The sequence below is a fragment of the Nocardioides ginsengisegetis genome (genome assembly GCF_014138045.1).
Taxonomy (GTDB): domain Bacteria; phylum Actinomycetota; class Actinomycetes; order Propionibacteriales; family Nocardioidaceae; genus Nocardioides; species Nocardioides ginsengisegetis.
This window is the reverse complement of the sequence record NZ_JACGXA010000001.1, coordinates 600,395-616,543: the sequence shown is the minus strand read 5'-3', so window position 1 is coordinate 616,543 and position 16,149 is coordinate 600,395. Positions and strand designations below refer to the sequence as shown.

17 protein-coding genes and 1 pseudogene are annotated in these 16,149 nt (G+C 71.8%); 10 read left to right on the top strand and 8 right to left on the bottom strand.

From position 1 onward, the window contains the following. Positions 1-5: 5 nt before the first annotated feature. On the bottom strand, positions 6-1,265 hold the full coding sequence (locus FB382_RS02935) for a SpoIID/LytB domain-containing protein (RefSeq protein ID WP_182536663.1): 1,260 nt from the start codon (positions 1,263-1,265) through the stop codon (positions 6-8). A 111-nt stretch (positions 1,266-1,376) separates the two neighbouring features. After that, complete coding sequence (locus FB382_RS02930) at positions 1,377-2,561, bottom strand: SpoIID/LytB domain-containing protein (protein ID WP_182536661.1); 1,185 nt, start codon at positions 2,559-2,561, stop codon at positions 1,377-1,379. Between the two features lie 80 nt (positions 2,562-2,641). Between FB382_RS02930 and FB382_RS02925 the strand changes: the two genes are divergently transcribed. After that, positions 2,642-3,295: a hypothetical protein gene (locus FB382_RS02925; protein WP_182536659.1), complete on the top strand. Its 654-nt coding sequence runs from the start codon at positions 2,642-2,644 to the stop codon at positions 3,293-3,295. 9 nt (positions 3,296-3,304) lie between these two features. Here the strand turns inward: FB382_RS02925 and FB382_RS02920 are convergent, their stop codons facing one another. Both FB382_RS02920 and lpdA read right to left on the bottom strand, forming a co-directional pair. After that, positions 3,305-4,711, bottom strand: coding sequence for an NAD(P)H-quinone dehydrogenase (locus FB382_RS02920; RefSeq protein WP_182536658.1), 1,407 nt, complete (start codon positions 4,709-4,711; stop codon positions 3,305-3,307). Beyond that, on the bottom strand, positions 4,711-6,120 hold the full coding sequence (lpdA, locus tag FB382_RS02915; RefSeq protein WP_220481240.1) for a dihydrolipoyl dehydrogenase: 1,410 nt from the start codon (positions 6,118-6,120) through the stop codon (positions 4,711-4,713). Before lpdA ends, FB382_RS02920 begins: the two co-directional genes overlap by 1 nt. A gap of 54 nt (positions 6,121-6,174) precedes the next feature. Between lpdA and FB382_RS02910 the strand changes: the two genes are divergently transcribed. Next, positions 6,175-6,627 carry a gamma-glutamylcyclotransferase gene (locus tag FB382_RS02910; protein ID WP_182536654.1) on the top strand — a complete coding sequence of 151 codons (453 nt, stop codon included), beginning with the start codon at positions 6,175-6,177 and terminating at the stop codon, positions 6,625-6,627. A 112-nt stretch (positions 6,628-6,739) separates the two neighbouring features. Here the strand turns inward: FB382_RS02910 and FB382_RS02905 are convergent, their stop codons facing one another. After that, complete coding sequence (locus FB382_RS02905; RefSeq protein ID WP_182536652.1) at positions 6,740-7,645, bottom strand: type IV toxin-antitoxin system AbiEi family antitoxin domain-containing protein; 906 nt, start codon at positions 7,643-7,645, stop codon at positions 6,740-6,742. A 208-nt stretch (positions 7,646-7,853) separates the two neighbouring features. Beyond that, positions 7,854-8,234 carry a VOC family protein gene (locus FB382_RS02900; protein WP_182536650.1) on the bottom strand — a complete coding sequence of 127 codons (381 nt, stop codon included), beginning with the start codon at positions 8,232-8,234 and terminating at the stop codon, positions 7,854-7,856. A gap of 114 nt (positions 8,235-8,348) precedes the next feature. On the opposite strand from FB382_RS02900, the gene FB382_RS02895 reads away from it, so the two are divergent. The 6 genes and pseudogenes from FB382_RS02895 to FB382_RS23060 form a co-directional block, all read left to right on the top strand. Continuing rightward, positions 8,349-9,155 carry a purine-nucleoside phosphorylase gene (locus FB382_RS02895; protein WP_182541319.1) on the top strand — a complete coding sequence of 269 codons (807 nt, stop codon included), beginning with the start codon at positions 8,349-8,351 and terminating at the stop codon, positions 9,153-9,155. Further along, positions 9,155-9,952: an NAD-dependent epimerase/dehydratase family protein gene (locus FB382_RS02890; RefSeq protein ID WP_182536648.1), complete on the top strand. Its 798-nt coding sequence runs from the start codon at positions 9,155-9,157 to the stop codon at positions 9,950-9,952. Before FB382_RS02895 ends, FB382_RS02890 begins: the two co-directional genes overlap by 1 nt. Positions 9,953-9,985: 33 nt before the next feature. Further along, the gene (locus tag FB382_RS02885) at positions 9,986-10,381 is read left to right on the top strand and encodes a MerR family transcriptional regulator (protein WP_343055462.1); all 396 of its coding nucleotides are present in this window, start codon (positions 9,986-9,988) and stop codon (positions 10,379-10,381) included. A gap of 8 nt (positions 10,382-10,389) precedes the next feature. Next, entirely contained in the window at positions 10,390-11,400 is a 1,011-nt protein-coding gene (locus tag FB382_RS02880) for an aldo/keto reductase (RefSeq protein WP_182536644.1), read from the top strand. A 73-nt stretch (positions 11,401-11,473) separates the two neighbouring features. Then, positions 11,474-11,839 carry a hypothetical protein gene (locus FB382_RS02875; RefSeq protein ID WP_182536642.1) on the top strand — a complete coding sequence of 122 codons (366 nt, stop codon included), beginning with the start codon at positions 11,474-11,476 and terminating at the stop codon, positions 11,837-11,839. A gap of 29 nt (positions 11,840-11,868) precedes the next feature. Continuing rightward, positions 11,869-12,195 (top strand): annotated as a pseudogene (locus FB382_RS23060) (VOC family protein); the annotation flags it as partial. A gap of 140 nt (positions 12,196-12,335) precedes the next feature. Here the strand turns inward: FB382_RS23060 and FB382_RS02865 are convergent. Next, positions 12,336-12,770 (bottom strand): SRPBCC family protein, encoded by a 435-nt coding sequence (locus FB382_RS02865; RefSeq protein WP_182536640.1) that lies wholly within the window; start codon positions 12,768-12,770, stop codon positions 12,336-12,338. 69 nt (positions 12,771-12,839) lie between these two features. Here FB382_RS02865 and FB382_RS02860 point away from each other — a divergent pair, with 69 nt between their 5' ends. Continuing rightward, the gene (locus tag FB382_RS02860; protein ID WP_182536638.1) at positions 12,840-14,507 is read left to right on the top strand and encodes a phospho-sugar mutase; all 1,668 of its coding nucleotides are present in this window, start codon (positions 12,840-12,842) and stop codon (positions 14,505-14,507) included. Positions 14,508-14,517: 10 nt separating this feature from the next. Here the strand turns inward: FB382_RS02860 and FB382_RS02855 are convergent, their stop codons facing one another. Beyond that, on the bottom strand, positions 14,518-15,099 hold the full coding sequence (locus tag FB382_RS02855; RefSeq protein ID WP_182536636.1) for a hypothetical protein: 582 nt from the start codon (positions 15,097-15,099) through the stop codon (positions 14,518-14,520). Between the two features lie 76 nt (positions 15,100-15,175). On the opposite strand from FB382_RS02855, the gene deoC reads away from it, so the two are divergent. Then, complete coding sequence (gene deoC, locus FB382_RS02850; protein WP_343055461.1) at positions 15,176-16,147, top strand: deoxyribose-phosphate aldolase; 972 nt, start codon at positions 15,176-15,178, stop codon at positions 16,145-16,147. Positions 16,148-16,149: the final 2 nt, after the last annotated feature.

Genomic DNA, 16,149 nt, shown 5'->3' with positions numbered 1-16,149 from the left:
CGGGGTCAGCGGCGCGAGGCGGCGAGCCGGTCGACCGAGAAGTCGGTCCGGCTCTCGTGCCGCGCGGCGGTGCGCGGCGCGACCCGGAACGTCACCCAGGTCGAGCGCAGGCCGAGCTCGGCGCGGAACGTGTCGCCGGAGACGGTCACCCGGCCGGCCGAGCCGACCAGGGTGATCGAGACGATCCGGCCGCCCCAGTCGCCGTTGCCGTCGCGCCGGGTCACGACGATCTTCGTCAGGTTGCCGATCGCCGGCCAGGTCCGCTCGAGGAGGTCGTCCTGGACCTTCTCGCACCAGGTGTGGACCGGGTTGCCCGACCAGCCGTCGTAGGGGTCCTGGCGGGCGGGCAGGTAGGACACCGAGCCGGCCGAGGTCCAGCCGCCGCTGCTGGAGCCGAACTGCGTGAACGCCGGCTCGCCGCCGGCGGTCAGGATCTTGCCGCGGGTGTCGTCGACGGCCTTGTTGGAGGCGGGGTACTCCGCGTCGTACCCGCCGTAGACCTGGCAGGAGTAGGTGTCGCAGAGCTGGTACGTCGACCCGTGCGGGTGCTCGCGCTCGTAGGCCGCATAGGTCCGGGCGGCGACGGCCTGGGCCCGGACGGCCTCGGTGCTCCACGACGCCGGGATCTCTTGGGGCACCACGCCCTTGATGTAGCTCTCCAGGGTCAGGTCGTTGACGATGTCGCGCTCGGTCGAGCCGGGCGTCGGGATGGCGGCCCGGAGCCGGCCGCGGTAGGCGCGGGTGCCGTCGGGAGTGACCAGGCTGATCGGGTCGCCCCCGGCGTAGAACTCGCCGGCGCCCTGGAGGTCGGCGTAGCCGTGCCACCGACTGGTCTTGTAGGAGACGCGGTTGTCGCCGTTCGGGGCCGTCGCGATCCGCCAGCGGCTTGCCCCGTTGTCGGGCAGCGGCGCGCGGTCGCCGGTGGCGGCGTCCTTGATGGTCAGGCCCGGTCGCGCCAGCACCTCGAGGGTGTTGCTGGTGGCGCCGGTGAGCAGCACGGTGACCCGGCCGGTCGCCTGCCCCCAGTCGGTGCCGGGGTAGTAGAACTCGACGATCTTCGCGTAGCCCAGGCCCTGCCGCGCGGCCCCCTCGGCGCCGTACTGCGACATGCCGTGGCCGTGCCCGTAGCCGTGCCCCTTGATGGTGATCCAGGCCTGGGCCGGGACCTTCCAGGTGTCGCCGGTGCCGGCGTGCGCCGGGACGCCGATCGCCGCGGCGGCCAGGGCGCCGGAGAGCACCAGCGCGAGGCTGCGGACGGGTCGCATCAGGGTGCTCCGGTGGCGTGTGTGACGGCAGGGACGGGTGTGAACAATGAATCGCACCACGGCCGTCCGGCGAGCCGCAATTCCTCCCGGAGAACTACTGATCTGTAATTCTCAGCCCGGCTGGACGTCGGTGATCTCGAAGAGGGTGGACCGCAGCCCGAGGTTGCGGCGGAAGCTCTCCCCCGTGACGGAGTAGGTGTCCCCTTTCGCCGTGGTCAGCAGCACCGTCTCGACCCGGCCGCCCCGCGGTCCCTTGCCGTCGCGGGTGTTGATCTGGAGGTCCGTCAGCTGCTCGATGTTGTAGGCCTGCTCGATCTGCGCGTCGGTGACGGTCGCGGTCCAGCCGTAGTAGTCCGGCGAGGTGCCCTCGTAGGGGTCGGGCTGCGCCGGCAGGTAGGGGAACTGCCCGGCCACCGTGTAGCCACCGTTGCTGGCGGAGAACTGCGCGAAGGCCAGCCCGCCCTGGTAGGTCAGCACCCGGTGCGCGGTGGCGGTGACGGCGGCGTCTGAGGTGGGGTACTCCGCCGTCGCGCCGCCGTAGGCCTGGCACGCCGCGGTGTCGCACAGGTCGTAGTCGGGGTTGGCGGTGTGGGCACGCTCGTACGCCGCGTAGGTGCGTGCCGCGACCGCCTGGGCCCGGAGCGCCTGCTGCGGCCAGCGCGACGCCGCGACCTCACTGGGCACCACCCCGCGCACGTAGGCCTCCAGCGGCAGCACGTTGACGGTCACCCGGCGGCCGTCGTGGTGGGTCGAGCGGAGGGCGCCGCGGTAGGCCCGGGCGCCGACCGGCGAGCGCAGCGTCACCGGCTTGCCCCCGGCGGTGAGCTCGGCGTCGCCGCTGATGGTGCGCACCGTGTGCCAGGGGCTGGTCCCGCTCGCGCGGTAGGCGACGAGGCTCTTCCCGCCGGTCTGCTTGACCCGCCACGTCCGCGCGGCCTTCTCGGTCAGGGCGAAGACCTTGCCGGACCGGACCGCCCGCACCTCAAGGCCGTCGCGGTCCTCGACCACCAGGTCGGCGTCGCGGTCGCCGCTGATGAGGACCGTGATCGTGCCGCCGGCCGAGCCGGCGTGCGTGCCGGGGTAGTAGAAGTCGAGGATCTGCTGGGCGGTCAGTCCCTGCCGGGCCGCGCCGTAGGCGCCGTACTGCGACAGGCCCTTGCCGTGGCCGCTGCCGTCGCCGGTGATCGTGATCGTGGCCGGGCTCGGCACCGTCCACGGGTCGTCGGCGAGCGCGGGCGCGACCCCGACGAGCAGGAGCAGGGTGGTGGTGAGCAGGACGAGTGGGCGGCGCGGCATGTGGTTCTCCCCCGAGAGTGGACGCGAGCGTCGATCCGATCATGCCGTTTGCCTGCTTGGCAATCGGGCACGATGGGCGCATGGTGTGGTTCCTCTCGGCCCGCAAGGAACGCCGGCTCGCGATCATGGAGGAGTTCCGGCAGGCCCGGAGGCTCGCCGACGAGGACGTCACGGTCCTCGGTGAGCAGCTCGCCGAGCTGCACGTCGACACGTTGACCACGGAACTCGACGACGACATGCGCCGCGACTACCAGGACGCCCTCGACGCCTACGAGCGGGCCAAGGTCGCGTTGCGCGAGGCGGCCGAGACCCAGGACGTCGTACGCGTGACGTCGTTGCTCCAGGACGGCCAGTTCGCGCGGGCCTGCGTGCTCGCCCGCCGCGACGGCACCGAGCTGCCGCAGCGCCGCGAGCCGTGCTTCTTCAACCCCCAGCACGGCCCCGCCGTCACCGACGTGGCCTGGACCCCGCCGCACGGCGTCGAGCGCGAGGTCGCGGTCTGTCGGCTCGACGCCAACCGGCTGAGCGCCGGCGAGCAGCCCGACGTCCGCCTCGTGCGGGTCGGCGACCGCTACGTGCCGTGGTACGCCGCCACCGACGAGCGCGGGCTCTTCGTCGCCGCGGTCGCCTCCGTGGCGGTCACGGGCGTGCCGCCGGGCCTGATGGCGGAGGTCGACGCGCGTCGCGCCTCCAACAACATCTCCGGGATGACCGGCGGCGGCCTCGGGATCTGAGCGCGCGGCTCAGACGTGGTGGAGGCGGCGGGCTGCCTCGGCCACCGACCCGCTCATCGACGGGTACACCGTGAACGCCTGGGCGAGCTGGTCGGCCGTCAGCGACTCGGCCACCGCGATCGAGACCGGGTGGATGAGCTCGCTGGCCCGCGGCCCGACGACCACTCCCCCGACGACGATGCCGGTGCCGGGTCGGCAGAACAGCTTGACGAAGCCGTCGCGGACGCCCTGCATCTTGGCGCGCGGGTTGCCCGACAGCGGCAGCATCACGACCTCGGCCACCATCTCGCCGGAGTCGACCGACTGCTGCGACCAGCCGACCGTCGCGATCTCGGGGGCGGTGAAGACGTTGGAGGAGACCTTCTTGAGGTCCAGCGGGTGCACCGTGTCGCCGAGGAAGTGCCACATCGCGATCCGGCCCTGCATGGCGGCGACGCTCGCGAGCATCAGCACGCCGGTGCAGTCGCCGGCGGAGTAGACGCCGCGGGCCGACGTACGGGACACCCGGTCGACGTTGACGAAGCCGCCGTCCTTGAGGACGACGCCCGCCTCCTCGAGGCCGAGGTCCGCAGTGTTCGGGATCGAGCCCAGGGCGAGGATGCAGTGCGATCCCTGGACGGTGCGGCCGTCGGTCAGGGCGACCGTCACGACGTCGCCGTCGCGGGTCACCGACTCCATGCGCGACTTGGAGAGCACGTTCATGCCGCGACGCTTGAGCACCTCCTCCAGCACGGCGGCGGCGTCGGCGTCCTCGCCGGGCAGCACGCGGTCGCGCGAGGAGACGAGGGTGACGTCGATGCCGAGGGCGAGGTAGGCGCTGGCGAACTCCGCACCCGTGACGCCCGAGCCGACCACGATCAGCGACGTCGGCACCTCGGTGAGGTCGTAGACCTGCTCCCAGGTCAGGATCCGCTCGCCGTCGGGCTGGGCGGTGGGCAGGGTGCGCGGCGCGGCACCGGTCGCGACCAGGATCGCGTCGGCGTCGAGGCTCTGCTCGGTGCCGTCGACCCTCGTCGCGATGACCCGGCCGGGCCCGTCGAGGCGGCCGCGGCCCTGGACGACCTCGACCCCCTCCTTCGCCAGGCGACGCGCGATGTCGTCGGACTGGTCGGCGGCGAGCTTCTTGACCCGGGCGTTCACGCGAGCCAGGTCGACGCGGATCGTGGTGGCCGCGTCGCCCTCGTGGTCCTCGAAGTTGACCCCGAGCTCGGCGGCGGCCGAGACGTCGGTCATCAGCTCGGCCGTGGCGATCAGGGTCTTGCTGGGCACGCAGTCGGTGAGGACGGCCGAGCCGCCGAGCCCGTCGGTGTCGACGACCGTGACGTGCGCGCCGAGCTGGGCCGCGACCAGGGCGGACTCGTAGCCGCCCGGGCCGCCGCCGACGATGACGACGTGCTCGTCGCTGGTGTGGCCCATCAGAAGTTGATCATGTGGCCGGCGATGCCGTGGATGGCTTCCTTGACGGACTCACCCAGGGTCGGGTGCGCGAAGATGTTGCGCGCCACCTCGTCAGCCGTCAGGTCCCACTGCTGCGCCAGCGTCAGGGCCGGGAGCAGCTCGGTGACGTCGGGGCCGATCAGGTGGGCGCCGATGATCTCGTTGTACTCCGCGTCGGCCACGATCTTGACGAAGCCGGCGGTGTCGCCGAGCCCCTGCGCCTTGCCGTTGGCCGAGAACGGGAAGGTCGCGGTCTTGACGTCGTACCCCTTCTCCTTGGCCTGGGCCTCGGAGTAGCCGAAGGAGCCGATCTGCGGCTGGCAGTAGGTGGCGCGCGGGATCATGTCGAAGTTGATCTCCTGCGTCTCGGCGCCGGCGATCGTCTCGGCCGCGACGATGCCCATGGCCTCGGCGGCGTGGGCCAGCATCATCTTGCCCGTGACGTCGCCGATGGCGTAGACGCCCTCGACGTTGGTGCGGCCGCGGGCGTCGACCGCGATGGCGCCGCGGTCGGTGAGCTCGACGCCGGCCTTGTCGAGGCCGTAGCCCTCGACCCGCGGGGCGAAGCCGAAGGCGGCCAGCATCTTGTCGGCCTCGAGGACCTCCTCCTTGCCGTCCTTGCTCACGGTGACCTTGACGCCGGAGCCGGTGTCCTCGACGTTCTCGACCTTGGTCGAGAGCAGCACCTTCACGCCGAGCTTCTTGTAGTGCTTGAGCAGCTCCTTGGACACGTCGGCGTCCTCGGTGGGGACCATCCGGTCGAGGAACTCCACGATCGTCACGTCGACGCCGAAGTTCTTCATGACGTAGGCGAACTCGACGCCGATCGCGCCCGAGCCGCCGATGATGATCGAGCCGGGGAGGTTCTCGTCGAGGATCTGCTCCTCGTAGGTGACGACGTTCTTGCTGGCGCTCATCCCGGGCAGCATCCGGACCTTCGCGCCCGCGGCGACGATCAGGTTGTCGCAGGTGTAGGACGTCGTCTTGCCGTCCTTGTCCTGGACCTCGACGGTCTGCTTGCCGTCGACGGCGCCGTGCATCGTGCCCCAGCCGTCGATCTCGGTGATCTTGTTCTTCTTCATCAGGAAGTGGACGCCCTTGACGATGCCGGCGGACACCTGACGGCTGCGCTTGTGCGTCGGGCCGAACGACATGGAGGCGTCGCCCTCGATGCCGTACTTGTCCTTCTCGTGGGTCAGGACGTGGGCGAGCTCGGCGTTCTTGAGCAGCGCCTTGGACGGGATGCACCCGACGTTGAGGCAGACACCACCCCAGTACTTCTCCTCGATCACGGCCACGGACTGGCCGAGCTGGGCTGCGCGGATGGCCGCCACGTATCCACCGGGGCCGGCACCAAGGACGAGAACGTTGAAGTGGGTCACGCCCATCAGCCTATGAGTTGCGGCCACCCTGCTCCAAGGCAGGGACTAACGTTCGGTCACGTGACGCTGTACGCGGCCTACGGGACCAACCTCGATCCCACCCGGATGGGCGAGCGCTGCCCCCACTCCCCGCTCCAGACGACGGGGTGGCTGGAGGGCTGGCGGCTCACGTTCGGGGGCGAGGAGCACGGCTGGGACGGCGCCCTGTCCACCATCGTCCAGGACCCCTTCGACCAGGTCTTCGTCGCGGTCTACGACGTCACCCGCGAGGACGAGTCCCAGCTCGACGGCTGGGAGGCCGCCGACCTCGGGCTCTACCGCAAGACCAAGGTCCGCGTCTCGACCCTGGCCGGCGAGATCGTGGTCTGGACCTACGTCCTCGACGCCTACGAGGGCGGCCTGCCCTCCGCGTCGTACCTCGGGGTCCTCGCCGACGCCGCCGAGGCCGCCGACGCCCCGGCCGACTACGTCGCCGCCCTGCGCCGGCGCCCCTGTCGCTCGACCGGCCTGTAGGGCGGGCCGGCCACCGGTCGGGATCACCGGTGGACCGGCGATCCCGGACGTTCCCGAGGGTTGCAACCCTCCATTACGTACAGGAGTGCCCGGTCGCTGTGACTCATGTGGCTCAAGCGGCAGCCGGGTAGAGCGCCCGAAGGATGCGGGCGGCGAGACGCTCGGGGTCCTGAAGGTCCGCCCACGTGATGCGGATGCAGCGCCAGCCCGTCAGCTCCCGGATCCGGTCTTCCCGGAGCTTCTCGCGGACCACGACGCCCGACGGGTCCTGGCCATCCGCCCCGCCCTGGTACTTCACCAGACCATCGAACTCCAGGAACACTCCGAGGTCCGGCCAGGCGAAGTCGACCCGGGCGACGACACGTCCCCCGTCGCGGATCTCGTACTGCGGCACCGGTGCCGGCACGCCGTGCCGGAACATCGCGTACCACGCACGCACCTCACCAGGAGACTCGAGCCGGTCGTCGATCAGCCGCAGCACGAGGTCGGTGCGGAGCGTTCGGGGCCACATCTCCATGCCGCGTTCGTAGCGGCCCCGCAGCTCGTCGACGCTCGTCTCGCCGGCACGCACGAGGTGTGTGGCGACGACGAGACACTCCTCCGCCCCGGCCACGGTCGTCAGGTCGAGCACCGTCCTGCACGGGCTGGTCACGGGTACGCCGTTGCGCTCGACGATGTCTTCAGGCAGGAGGAGTCCCGCGTGCTGGCAGACGCCGCGCTCCCGGCGTCCCGAACGGCGATCGCGCCGGGTGACGTGCACCGTCGACAGATCGATGTTCCAGACAGGCACGTCGTACTCCGGCAGGGCCGAGGAGTGGGAGAGGAGCACGTCCGTCTCGGCCTGCCTGAGCACCGCGCGGGCGACCAGGGCGTGCCGCCCGACCGGGTCGAGCGAGTGGCACAGGGCGGCGTCGGCGTAGGCCCCGCGCCGTACCCGTGTCAGCGCGCCCTCACGGACGGCCCGGGCGATTGCCTTGTCGTTCCATCCGTCCGCCAGGAAGTCACGACGCAAGGTCACGCGGAACTTCTCGGGTGCAGTGGGTGGTCGCATCATGAGGATCTGATCCCCGGCCGGCGGACCGCCGAACCAGCGACGTCTCGACCCTGTGGAGAACCGCTCGCGGTGGCCGGGTTCTGGAGGTTTGCAGGACGTTCTGGAGGGTTGCAACCCTCCAGAACGTCCGGGATCACCGGTGGACCGGCGATCCCGACCACCGCCCGCCCGGCTACTCCCCCGTGTGGCAGACGGCCTCCACGTTGTTGCCGTCGGGATCGCGCACGAACGCACCGAAGTACCCCTCGTGGTACTCCGGCCACAGGCGCGGCTCGTGGAGCACCTCGGCCCCCTGGGCGACGGCGTGGGCGAAGAACTCGCGCACGGCCTCCGCGTCCTTGGCCCGGAAGCCGACATGGATCTCGCGGTTGGGTCCCGAGGCAGGGCCCTCGTCGGGCTGGGCGCTGATCCAGAAGTCGGGCGCCTCGTCGCCGTACCCGATGGCCACGCCGAAGTCGAGGACGCGTCGGTAGCCCAGGACGCCGAGCACGTCGTCGTAGAACGCGGCCGACCGGGCGAGGTCGGAGCAGTTGATGCCGAAGTGATCGATCATGTCCCGATCCTGCACCGAGATCCCGGAAGTTGCTCCGACTCGACGTCTCCAACGCCGGCAGTTGCGCCGACTCGGCAGTACGCCGCGTGCCCACTAGAGTCGGCCGACGTGACGATCGCGACCCAGACCACGGATCCCTTCGAGCTGGCCCAGCAGGCCGCCGCCCGCCTCGCCGAGCTGACCGGTGTGGAGAGCCACGACGTGGCCCTCGTCCTGGGGTCGGGCTGGCTCCCGGCCGTCGACGCGCTGGGCGAGGCGACCGCGGAGATCGACACGACCGACCTGCCCGGCTTCAACGCGGCCGCCGTGGCCGGCCACTCGGGCAAGATCCGCTCGATCCGCTCGGGCGACAAGAACCTGCTGGTCTTCCTGAGCCGCACCCACTTCTACGAGGGCAAGGGCGTCCGCGCCGTCGTCCACCCGGTCCGCACCGCGGCCGCGGCCGGCTGCCGCGCGATCGTGCTGACCAACGGCTGCGGCGGCCTCAAGGAGACCTGGACGCCCGGCACCCCGGTCCTGATCAGCGACCACATCAACCTGACCGCGACCTCCCCGATCGAGGGCGCCAACTTCGTCGACCTGACCGACCTCTACTCGCCGCGCCTGCGCGCGCTGTGCCAGCAGGTCGACCCGTCGCTCGACGAGGGCGTCTACGTGCAGTTCCCCGGCCCTCACTACGAGACCCCGGCGGAGATCAGGATGGTCCGCAACATCGGCGGCGACCTCGCCGGCATGAGCACCACCCTCGAGGCGATCGCGGCCCGCCAGTCCGGCATGGAGGTGCTCGGCATCAGCCTGGTCACCAACCTCGCGGCCGGCATGAGCGGCGAGCCCCTCAACCACGAGGAGGTCCTCGAGGCCGGCAAGGCCGCCGCCTCCCGCATGGGCGACCTGCTCGGCCAGATCGTCCCGCAGATCTGATGCGCCTCCTGGTGACCGGCGCCGCCGGGTCCATCGGCACCGTCCTCACCGACGGCCTGACCGACCGCGGCCACGAGGTCGTCGGCCTGGACCGGGTGCCCGCCCCCGACGGGTACGTCGGCCCGTGGCACCTCATCGACTGCGCCGACCCCGACGCGGTGGCCGCGGTCTTCGCCGAGGAGCGCGTCGACGCCGTCGTGCACCTGGCCGGCTACCCCGGCGAGGGCAGCCTCGCCGAGTCGCTGCGGTCGCACACCGTCACCACGGCGGCGCTCCTCGACGCGATGGTCGAGCACGGCGTGACCCGTCTCGTGTACGCCGGCTCCAACCACGCCGTCGGCCGGACCCCGCGCACCGACCTGCTCACCACCGCCGAGCGCCCGCGGCCAGACACGTTCTACGGCGTCGGCAAGGTCGCGGCCGAGGCCGTCATGAGCCTGTACGCCGACCGCTACGGCATCGACGCGGTCTCCTGCCGGATCGGCTCCTTCCTGCCCGAGCCGGAGACGGTCCGCAACCTGTCGACGTGGCTCTCCCACGACGACTGCGTGCGGATGGTCGAGGCGTCGCTGACGGCCACCAGCCCCGGCTTCGCGGTGCTCTACGGCATCTCCGCCAACACCCGCGCCTGGTGGGACCTCGAGCCCGGTCGGGCGCTGGGCTACGAGCCGCAGGACGACGCCGAGAACTGGGCCGACCGGATCGCGGCCCGCGACGAGGACGCGAGCGAGGCCGCGCACGTCGGCGGAGCGTTCGCGACCGAGACGTTCTACCGGCCGGCGTTCGACCGGTCTTGACCTGGAGTGCACTCCAACCCTGACACTGGGGTCGTGAGCTACTCCATCGCCGAGGCGGCGCAGGTCAGCGACCTGACGCCCGACACGCTGCGCTACTACGAACGCGACGGCCTGATGCTGCGCCCGGTCGGGCGCTCCGCGACGGGCCACCGCCGCTACACCGACGGCGACCTGCGCTGGATCAACCTGCTCACCTGCCTGCGCGGCACGGGCATGCCCATCCGCGACGTACGCCGCTACGCAGACCTGGTCCGGCAGGGCGACGGCAACGAGCAGGCGCGGCTCGACCTGCTCCGCGCCCACCGGCAGCACGTCCTCGCGCAGCTGGCCGAGGTCCAGGAGCACCTGGGCGCGATCGACCGCAAGATCGGCATCTACGTCGACAAGATCGAGACGGGGCTTGACCTGGAGCGCACTCCAAGCGTTTGAGTGGGGGCATGACCCAGCAGACGTCTCTCCAGCAGCGCACTCTCGGCACCGCCTCGCCCCTCACCGTCTCGACCCTCGGCCTCGGCTGCATGGGCATGTCGGAGTTCTACGGCACCGGTGACGAGGCCACCGGGATCGCGACCATCCACCGCGCGCTCGACCTCGGCGTGACCTTCCTCGACACCGCCGACATGTACGGCCCCTTCACCAACGAGCAGCTCGTCGGCAAGGCCATCCGGGGCCGCCGCGACGAGGTCCAGCTCGCCACGAAGTTCGGCAACGAGCGGCTCCCCGACGGCACCCGCGTCGGCATCAACGGCAAGCCGGAGTACGTCCGGGCCGCCTGCGACGCCTCCCTGCAGCGCCTCGGCGTCGACCACATCGACCTCTACTACCAGCACCGCGTCGACCAGTCCGTCCCGATCGAGGAGACGGTCGGCGCCATGGCGGAGCTGGTCGAGGCCGGCAAGGTCCGCCACCTCGGCCTGTCCGAGGCCTCGCCGGCCAACATCCGCAAGGCGCACGCGACGCACCCCATCACCGCCCTGCAGACGGAGTACTCCCTCTTCACCCGCGACCTCGAGGACGAGATCCTCCCGACCGTGCGCGAGCTCGGCATCGGCCTGGTCCCCTACTCCCCGCTCGGTCGCGGGATGCTCACCGGCGCGATCACCAAGGAGTCCGGCGCCGTCGGCGAGGGCGACTTCCGGCGTTCGGCGTACTTCCCGCGGTTCGCGGGCGACAACCTCGACGCCAACCTGGCGCTGGTCGACAAGGTCCGCGAGCTCGCCGCCGCCCACGGCTGCACGCCGGGCCAGCTGGCCCTCGCGTGGGTGCTCGCCCAGGGCGACGACGTGGCGCCGATCCCGGGCACCAAGCGGGTCGCCTACCTCGAGGAGAACGTCGGCGCCACCGACGTCGACCTCAGCCCCGCCGACCTCGCGGCGCTCGAGGCCGCCGTGCCGCGCGACGCCGTCGCCGGCGACCGCTACGGCGACATGAGCCACATCGACTCCTGACCCGGTCGGCATGCATGCCCCGGGCCCGACCGGTTACGGGCCCGGGGTACGCAACCGCGAGAGGAAGGTCGCCATGGCCACGTACGACGAGTCCCCCGAGCCCGACGGGCGCACCGACGGAGCCGTGCCGGCCGACATCCAGGCCGAGCGCGAACGCCGCCTCGACCCCGCCAACCGGCCGGAGAACGCCGAGGTGGACAACACCGGCAAGACGCTGCCGACCGTCGAGGAGTTCAAGGAGCTCAACGCGGGCGAGGACGTCGAGGGCGCCGCCGGCAGCTCCGACCCGGGTGCGGCGTTCCGCCGGATCCAGCCCTCGGAGGAGGAGATCGCCGAGATCGAGGCCGAGCGCGAACGCCGGCTCGACCCCGCCAACCGGCCCGCCAACGCCGAGGTCGACTACACCGGCGAGAACATGCCGGACGTCGCTCGGGACTGACCGTCCCCACCGCCCACTAGCCTGCCGCCATGGTGGACTGGCAGCTGACGATCGACGCGAACGACCCCGCCCGCATGGTGCAGTTCTGGGCGCCGGTGCTGGGCTACGAGGTGCAGCCCCCGCCCGAGCCCCATGCGTCCTGGAAGGCCTACTACCTCTCCCTCGGGGTCCCGGACGACGAGCTGCCCGACAGCGACTGGTCCGACCGGATCTGGGACCCGACGGGCGCTGGGCCGCGGATCTGGTTCCAGATCGTGCCGGAGGAGAAGGCCGGCAAGAACCGCCTCCATCTCGACATCTTCCCCACCGGCCGGGACCGGACGCTCTCCCTCGAGCGGCGCCGGGTGATCGTCGAGGCCAAGGTCGCCGAGCTCGTCGGCCGCGGCGCCCGGGTCCGCAACCGCAGCACGGACCTCGAGGGCTCCCGAGGGCGTCGACCACTACGGCGTCACCATGCTGGACCCCGAGGGCAACGAGTTCTGCGTGGCCTGACGGATCAGCCGGCCAGCCGGTCCCGCAGGCCGTCGAGGCAGCCGGCCATCATCCGATCGTGGTTCCAGGCGAGCAGCGGCCGCCCGACCCGCGACGCCATCCCCAGCCAGCGCCCCGCGACGCGGACGTCCTGCTCGAAGTCCATCCGGGTGCCGCCCTCGATCGGCGTCAGCAGCCAGCGCACCCGGCCCGTGAGGTCCCCGGACGTCTCGATCTCCAGGTGCCGCGGCTCGCGGTGCACGGCGTGCAGCACCAGGTCGAGGGTGTAGGGCAGCGCCGAGCGGCACAGCACCCGCGCGTCGTCGGGGCCCAGGCTCGCCACGGCCCGGACCTGCGGCCACCACTCGGGGTAGCGCTCGAGGTCGAGCAGCACGTCGCGCACGCGGTCGGGATCGGCGGCCACGGTCCAGGTGCCGCGGAAGGAGTACGACGGGCTCACTCCCCCATCATGGCGGGCCCCTGCCGGCGGTTTCCTCCGAGGGCCGGCGCACCCAGTAGCGTGCGCCCCATGACCTCTCCGGACAACGACGTCCTGCTCGACCGTGCCCGCGCCTGGGCCGCCGAGGACCCCGACGGCCACACCCGCGCCGAGCTGGAGCGGGTCATCGCCGACGTCGAGGCCGGCGGCGACCCGGCCGACCTCGCCGACCGCTTCGACGGCACCCTCGAGTTCGGCACCGCCGGCCTGCGCGGCGCCCTCGGCGCCGGTCCCAACCGGATGAACCGCAGCGTCGTGCTGCGCGCCGCGGCCGGCCTCGCGGCGTACCTCCGCGACCAGGACCGCGAGCCCGGCCAGGGTCGCGAGCCCTCGGTCGTGATCGGGTACGACGCCCGCCACAACTCCGACGTCTTCGCCCGTGACACGGCCGAGGTGATGACCGGCGCGGGCTTCCGGGCCCACGTCCTGCCGCGCCCGCTGCCGACCCCGATCCTCGCCTACGCGATCCGCGAGCTCGGCTGCGTCGCCGGCGTCATGGTCACCGCGAGCCACAACCCACCCCAGGACAACGGCTACAAGGTCTACCTGGGCGACGGCTCCCAGATCGTGCCGCCCGCCGACTCCGCCATCGCCGACCGCATCGCGGCCGTGGGGGCGCTCGCCGACATCCCGCGCGGCGCCCCGGGCACCGTCCTGGGCGACGAGATCGTCGACCGCTACCTCGACACCGCCGCCGAGCTGGCCGGCGACGGACCGCGCGACCTCGAGATCGTCTACACCCCGCTGCACGGCGTGGGCGGCACCTCGGTCGTCCAGGTCCTCGAGACCGCCGGCTTCGACGCGCCGAGCGTGGTCGAGCAGCAGGAGCACCCAGACCCCGACTTCCCGACCGTCGCGTTCCCCAACCCCGAGGAGCCGGGCGCGATGGACCTCGCCATGGCGCTGGCCGAGCGCCAGGGGGCCGACCTGGTCGTGGCCAACGACCCCGACGCCGACCGCTGCGCCGCCGCCGTCCCCGGCCCGCACGGGTGGCGGATGCTGCGCGGCGACGAGGTCGGTGCGCTGCTCGCCCACCACCTGCTCCGCTCCGGCCGGAAGGGCACCTACGCGACCTCGATCGTGTCCTCCTCGCTGCTCGGCAAGATGGCCACCGCGGCCGGACAGCCCTACGCCGAGACGCTGACCGGCTTCAAGTGGATCGGCCGCGTCGACGGACTCGCGTTCGGCTACGAGGAGGCGCTCGGCTACTGCTGCGACCCCGAGCACGTGAAGGACAAGGACGGCGTCTCAGCGCTGCTGCTGCTCTGCGAGATGGCCGCCGGCGCCAAGGCCGAGGGTCGCACGCTGCTCGACCTGCTCGACGACATCGCCGCCGAGCACGGCCTGCACGCCACCGACCAGCTCTCGGTCCGAGTCACCGACCTCGGCGAGATCGCCGCGGCCATGGACCGGCTGCGCAGCACTCCCCCGACCCGGCTCGGGGGCCTCGCGGTCGAGCGCGTCGACGACCTCTCCCTCGGCTCGGCGGACCTCCCGCCGACCGAGGGCCTGCGCTACCACCTGGCCGAGGGTGCGCGCGTGATCGTGCGGCCGAGCGGCACCGAGCCCAAGCTGAAGTGCTACCTCGAGGTGGTCATCACCGTGAACCCCGACGACGGGGTCGAGGCCGCCCGCTTCGCCGCGGTCGGCCGGCTCGACGCCCTGCGCGGGGACATCAAGGCCGCCGCCGGGATCTGAGCGCGACCGCTCAGGCCACGAGGGTCGCCACGAAGGCGACCAGGCTGCCGACGAGCACGCCGATCTCCGGCCAGGCGAGCGCCCGGTGGACGTCGTCGGCGAGCGCGGCCTGCTCGGGCGTGAAGCGCTGGATGCCGTGGCGGGCCCGGGCATCCTCGACGAGCCGGGTGATCCGGTCCTCCACGAAGACGGGGTAGGACTCGGTGGCGCTGGGCCGCTCGCTGGACCGGTTGGACTTGATCGTCTGCCGCCATGAGTGACCGATGGCCGACGAGACGTAGCGCGAGTCGCCGACGCCCACCGCCAGGACCTGGCGCACGACGACGGTGTCGATGGCGGCGAGCGGGATCGACACGGTGTCGAGCATGTTGCGCAGAACCAGCGCCTCAGGGGTCGCCCACACCCGGGGCCGGAGCATCGCGGCCCACACCAGCACGCCGAAGACGAGCGCGCCCGTCACGACCGCCGCGGGGAAGCCGTGGTCACGGTCCACGATGCCGATCACGACGATCGCGAGCACGCCCACGAGGGCGATCACGCCGAGGATCCGTCCACTCGTGGCGGCGAACTTCTCGACCTCGTGCTGCGTCATGCGTGATCTCCGTCGATCGCCGGGGTGTCCGACTGGTGGATTCTGTCCCTCGTCGCGACAACCCTATGCTGGACCGGTGACAAGCACCCCCACCCCCACGGCAACGGCGCCGCAGGCGGACTTCTCGGACATCACGCGTTCGGATGCCACGCTGCGTCGCTTCCTGCACGGTCTGCCGGGCGTCGACCAGGTCGGCGCCGAGGCACGCGCCGCGGCCCTCGGCACCCGCTCGATCAAGACGACGGCCAAGGACTACGCGATCGACCTCGCGATCCGCATGGTCGACCTGACGACCCTCGAGGGCCAGGACACCCACGGCAAGGTCCGTGCGCTCGCCGCCAAGGCGATGCACCCCGACCCGGCCGACCCGTCCTGCCCCATGACGGCCGCCGTCTGCGTCTACCCCGACATGGTCGCCACGGCCAAGGAGGTCCTCGGCACCAGCGGCGTCAACGTCGCCGCGGTCGCGACCGCCTTCCCCAGCGGCCGTGCGGCCCTGGACATCAAGCTGGCGGACACGCAGGACGCCGTCGAGGCCGGCGCCGACGAGATCGACATGGTCATCGACCGCGGCGCGTTCCTGTCGGGCCGCTACAAGGCCGTCTTCGACGAGATCGTCGCGGTCCGCGAGGCCTGTGGAGACGCGCACCTCAAGGTCATCTTCGAGACCGGTGAGCTCCAGACCTACGACAACGTACGCCGCGCCAGCTGGCTCGCGATGATGGCCGGCGGCCACTTCATCAAGACCTCCACCGGCAAGGTGCAGCCCGCCGCGACCCTCCCGGTCACGCTGGTGATGCTCGAGGCCGTTCGCGACTTCCGCGAGGCGACCGGGCAGATGATCGGCGTCAAGCCCGCGGGCGGCATCCGCACCACCAAGGACGCCATCAAGTACCTCGTGATGGTCAACGAGGTCGCGGGCCAGGACTGGCTCGACCCGGACTGGTTCCGCTTCGGCGCCTCCACGCTGCTCAACGACCTGCTCATGCAGCGCACCAAGATGACGACCGGTCGCTACTCCGGTCCCGACTACTTCACCCTGGACTGATT